This is a genomic window from Deltaproteobacteria bacterium, from assembly GCA_009929795.1.
Lineage (GTDB): Bacteria > Desulfobacterota > Desulfovibrionia > Desulfovibrionales > Desulfomicrobiaceae > RZZR01.
Map to the genome: position 1 here is coordinate 1 of RZZR01000166.1, position 4,795 is coordinate 4,795.

The window sequence follows — 4,795 nt, forward strand, 5'->3', positions numbered from 1 at the left end:
AATGAACAAGGAAATGACCATCCACGGTGAAACGCCCAGGATGCCCGGAAGGGTGACCTTGCCCAGAACGCCCCAGGTCAGGACCGTGGTCTTCATGACCGGATAGGCCTCGGCATAAACCGCCGCCCCGACCACCATGCCCAGTATGGCCCAGATGGCGTGCCAGCGCCCCTCGCCCAGGGCCCCAATGGACGTGCCCGGACAATACCCGGCCAGGGCCCAGCCAATACCAAACAGGCACCCTCCAACCAGATTCGCGCCCAATGAGGCCCCCTTAATGTCCGGCTGGATGCTTCCGCCCAAAAGATGGATGCCCACCGTGCCCACGATGATGGCCGAGAGCATGAATTTCAGAATGGTCATGTCCTTCAGGAGCATGGCCCCGACCTGTTTTTCGAACCTAAGCACCCTTCCCTGCTGGAGCAGGATGCCGAAGACAATGCCCGTGATCAGACCAATGATTTGTTCGGTGCTCATGGCTACCTCCTTGACCCGTACACGAGATGGGCGACGATGATCCCGGCCCCGAAAAACCCGGCCATAGCCAGGAATCCGCTGACCGAGAACTGCATGAGTCCGCTCAGACCATGACCGCTGGGGCATCCCCCGGCCAGCCTGGCCCCGAACATGGCCACTATTCCTCCCAGGAAAGCACCTCCGGCCCGGGTCAGGATCGAGCCCCCGAACCGCTCCCGCCAGATGGGCGGCACGCTCTCGAACTTGAAGGTCCGGGTGATCAGCGACGAAGCCAAAGACCCGATCAATAATCCGACCAGGAGCATGAACTGCCAGTCGACCTTGATCTTGGTCCGAGTGAAATAGTCGTTGGCCTGGACCCGCTCCGGAGCCACCTTCTGCTCGACCATGCCCGCGGCCCTGACAAAAGATGTGGACGCCCCCAGGTACTTGGTCTTGCCCAGCCAGGCCGTGGACACGTACACGGAAAGGACCGCCAGCACCCCGACCAGGGCCCCGGCCACATACGGTCTCCAGGATGATTCAGTCGCCATCGTCCAACCTCCTTATCTTTTGGTTTCGGTCTCTCCCAGGCAGGGAAAGGTCGTGGGCTCCTTTCAGGTACTCCGCGAAACTCGTCCGTGTCAATTTTTGCCCGGCAAAACCGGGAAAACCGGTCCTTGACGACGCCCACGTCCTGGGCCACGGTCTGACCGGAATCAAAAGTTCTTATTTTCCCTTTGACCAGGATTCGACATGATCTGGAACATCTGCGTGGCCGGCTGCCCTCCGGAGGAACTGGCCATTCTCGAACGCTGCTTCCCGGAAAGCGCCCTGCACTCGGCCGGCAATCTCGAACAGACCCTGACCGTTCTGGAGTCCACGCCCTGTGACATCCTGTTCGTAGATTTGGGGCTTTTCCCGTCCCGTGGCCGTCGCACGGCCCTGGAGTCCATCCGGGCCGTTGGCCAGGGCATCCCCTTCATCCTCCTCGCCCCATCCAGTCGAGTCCGAGAGGCCGTGGCCGCGGTCCGGGCCGGGGCCGACAACTATCTGACCCGGCCTCTGGTCCCCGAGGAAGTCCACTACGTGGCCGAAAGCCTCCTGGAGCTCAAGCGCTTCGAGGCCGAGCTGGCCAACCTGCGCGACGCCTTCTGGCGCCACGATCCCTCGGGTATCGCCCACACTAACAGCCCCCTCATGCGTCAGGTCTTCGCCAAGGCCAAGGCCGTGGCCCCCACCTCCACTCTGGTCCTTCTGACCGGAGAGACCGGCACGGGCAAGAGCGCCATGGCCCGCCTCATCCACGACCATAGCGCCCGGGCCGGTCGGCAGTTCATCAGCGTCCACTGCGGGGCCATCCCCGATACCCTCATCGAAAGCGAACTCTTCGGCCACGAAAAAGGGGCCTTCACCGGGGCCCAGGCCCGCAAACAGGGCACCTTTGAACTGGCCCACGGCGGAACCATCCTGCTGGACGAGATCGGAACCCTGTCCCCGGCCGCCCAGGTCAAGCTCCTCCAGGTCCTTCAGGACCGGACCTTCCACCGCGTCGGCGGGACCCAGGAGATCACGGCCGACGTCCGGGTCATCGCCGCCACCAACGCTGACCTGCGCGATCTCTCCCGCAGCGGATCCTTCCGGCCCGACCTCTACTACCGACTGAATGTCTTCCCTCTGGAAATCCCCCCCCTGCGGGAGAGGCGCGAGGACATTCCTCTCCTGGTCCGGACCTTTCTCCGCCGCCTGAACCGGGAACACGGCCGCGAGGTTCAGGCCCTTGATCCCAGAGTGACGGAGGCCCTCCAGGTCTACGACTGGCCCGGCAACGTCCGAGAACTGGAAAACCTCATCGAACGGGCCTTCATCTTGGAAAACTCCAGAATCCTGACCCCTGACTCCTTTCCCGCCGAAATTTTCCCGGCCGGAGATGCCGTCCATGACCTGCCTCCGGACACCTCCATGACCCTGGCCGCCTTCCGGGCCAAGGCCGTGGACCAGGCCGAATGTCTCTACCTCAGAGAACTCCTGGCCCGGAACCGCGGCCGCATGGACCGCTCCGCCCAGGAGGCCGGCATCACCACCCGCCAGCTTCGCAAGCTCGTCCTTCGCCACAGCCTCCGCAAGGAGGATTTCAAGATTCTTTGAGGACTTGCGTCCCAATTCTTTTCCTTTCGCCCGCCAAAATAGAACTTAAAATTCCGATTTTTTCTGTTTCTTGCCTTGAATGAGAACTATAGATTCATATTTTTCAAGCCTGTTGGCTGAAAATTCTTTGATATAAACATGTTATATCTTTGGCCCGGTTCCTGAATGAAGTCGTGGAGTCAAACCGGCCCGGCCTCTGGCCGGTTTGCCACCCGGTTCACAAAAATAATACCGACAAGCGAGGAAAACTCCGTGGAATCAGTTCTCGAACCCCTGGCGGGCGAAGAGCCCCCCGACCCACTCAAATCCCTGACCATCGCCGATCCGGCCCAGGTCCCGCCCCTTTACGACTGGAGGACTAGGACCGAGCCGCGCCGTTTCCCCTCTCCCCACATCGATGAATTCCGCCGCCGCTTCTTTCCCCAGGCCGGTCGTACCCAATGGAACGACTGGCGCTGGCAGTTGGCCCACCGGGTCACCTCCCTGGCCGATCTGGAGCGTGTTCTGAATCTGTCCACGGATGAACGTCTGGCCTTTTCCTGGCCCGACGGGGCCCTGCCCTGCGCCGTGACCCCATACTACCTGTCCCTGGTCGACCGCGACAACTCCCGCGACCCTGTCCGCCGCTGCGTGATTCCTACGATCATGGAGCATGCCGCGGCCCCGGGCGAGGCCGCTGATCCTCTGCACGAAGATCAGGACAGCCCAGTGCCGGGTCTCGTCCATCGCTACCCGGACCGGGTCCTTTTCCTGGCCACGGGCTTCTGCTCAACCTATTGTCGCTACTGCACCCGTTCTCGCATGGTTGGCGACGACCATTCCGGCACCGGGTCACAGTGGAAGGCCGCCCTGGACTACATCTCCCGGACGCCCACCATCAGAGACGTCCTCGTTTCCGGCGGCGACCCCCTGACCATGACCGACGAGGCCCTGGACTGGCTTCTGGGCCGACTGCGACGCATCCCTCATGTCGAGTTCATCCGCATCGGGTCCAAGGTTCCGGCCGTCCTGCCCCAGCGCGTCACCAAGGGCCTGGTCCGGGTTCTCCGGAAATACCACCCCCTGTGGGTCAGTCTCCATTTCACCCATCCCCGGGAACTGACCCCGGAGACCGCCGGGGCCTGCGAACGCCTGGCCGACGCCGGCATTCCCCTGGGCAGCCAGACCGTGCTCCTCCAGGGAGTGAACGACGACCCGGCCGTTCTGAAATCCCTGTACCACGGCCTGCTCCGGGTCCGGGTCCGCCCCTACTACCTCTACCAATGCGACCCCATCAGCGGATCGGCCCATTTCCGGACCACCGTGTCCAAGGGCCTGGAGGTTATGTCGTCCCTGCGCGGTCACACCACCGGCTATGCTGTGCCCACCTACGTCATCGACGCTCCGGGCGGGGGGGGCAAGATCCCGGTCTATCCCCGGACCATGGTTGGCTGCGACGAACTGGGCCTGGCCCTCATGAACTACGAGGGCAAGACCTTCCACTACCCGGACTTCGGTTCCGAACGGAGCGTGGAGGATGCCTCATGCGCCTGGGCCTGACCTACGACCTCAGACAGGACTGGCTCGACCGTGGATACTCCCTGGAAGAAACGGCCGAGTTCGACCGCGAGGACACCATCGAGGCCCTGGAAAGGGCCCTGCACGGCCTGGGGTTCGAGACCGAGCGCATCGGCTCGGCCGAGGCCCTCATGCGGGCCTTGGCCCTTGGGCAAACCTGGGACATGGTCTTCAACATCGCCGAGGGCCTGCGCGGATTCGGCCGCGAGGCGCTGGTTCCCTGTCTTCTGGAAGCCCGGGGCATCCCCTTCACCTTTGCCGAGCCCCTTGGTCTGACCGTGACTCTGCACAAGGCCATGACCAAGCGGGTCGTCCGAGATCTGGGGCTGCCCACGCCCGACTTTTCCCTGGTCGAAACCATGGCCGACGTGGCCGGAGTGGATCTGCCCTGGCCCCTCTTTGCCAAACCCGTGGCCGAGGGCACCGGCAAGGGCGTGACTCCCATTTCCATGATCCGGACCCGGAAGGATCTTGAAACTGCCTGCGCCTTTCTCCTGAACGAATTCCACCAACCGGTGCTCGTGGAGACCTTCCTGCCCGGCCGGGAATTCACCGTGGGCGTGGTTGGCACCGGGCCCCGGGCCAGGGCCCTGCCGGTCATGGAGGTCGTCCTGGTCGACGGCAAGGCCGAGGC

The 4,795-nt window shown here is 63.3% G+C and carries 5 protein-coding genes; 3 read left to right on the top strand and 2 right to left on the bottom strand.

Features of this window, described 5'->3' with window-relative positions:
- On the bottom strand, nt 1-477 hold a 477-nt coding region (locus EOM25_12255), incomplete at its 3' end, for a YeeE/YedE family protein (protein NCC25944.1).
- Between the two features lie 2 nt (nt 478-479).
- Complete coding sequence (locus EOM25_12260; protein ID NCC25945.1) at nt 480-1,010, bottom strand: YeeE/YedE family protein; 531 nt, start codon at nt 1,008-1,010, stop codon at nt 480-482.
- A 202-nt stretch (nt 1,011-1,212) separates the two neighbouring features.
- Here EOM25_12260 and EOM25_12265 point away from each other — a divergent pair, with 202 nt between their 5' ends.
- From EOM25_12265 to EOM25_12275, 3 genes are all read left to right on the top strand, one after another.
- Nucleotides 1,213-2,604 (top strand): sigma-54-dependent Fis family transcriptional regulator, encoded by a 1,392-nt coding sequence (locus tag EOM25_12265; GenBank protein NCC25946.1) that lies wholly within the window; start codon nt 1,213-1,215, stop codon nt 2,602-2,604.
- Between the two features lie 165 nt (nt 2,605-2,769).
- Complete coding sequence (locus EOM25_12270) at nt 2,770-4,143, top strand: KamA family radical SAM protein (GenBank protein NCC25947.1); 1,374 nt, start codon at nt 2,770-2,772, stop codon at nt 4,141-4,143.
- On the top strand, nt 4,128-4,795 hold a 668-nt coding region (locus EOM25_12275), incomplete at its 3' end, for a D-alanine--D-alanine ligase (protein ID NCC25948.1). The genes EOM25_12270 and EOM25_12275, both read left to right, overlap by 16 nt.

Excerpts from the sequence above, each read along its gene's own strand:
- EOM25_12265 (NCC25946.1), top strand. The coding sequence starts at position 1,213 with ATGATCTGGAACATCTGCGTGGCCGGCTGCCCTCCGGAGGAACTGGCC.
- EOM25_12270 (NCC25947.1), top strand. The coding sequence starts at position 2,770 with ATGAAGTCGTGGAGTCAAACCGGCCCGGCCTCTGGCCGGTTTGCCACC.
- EOM25_12260 (NCC25945.1), bottom strand. The coding sequence starts at position 1,010 with ATGGCGACTGAATCATCCTGGAGACCGTATGTGGCCGGGGCCCTGGTC.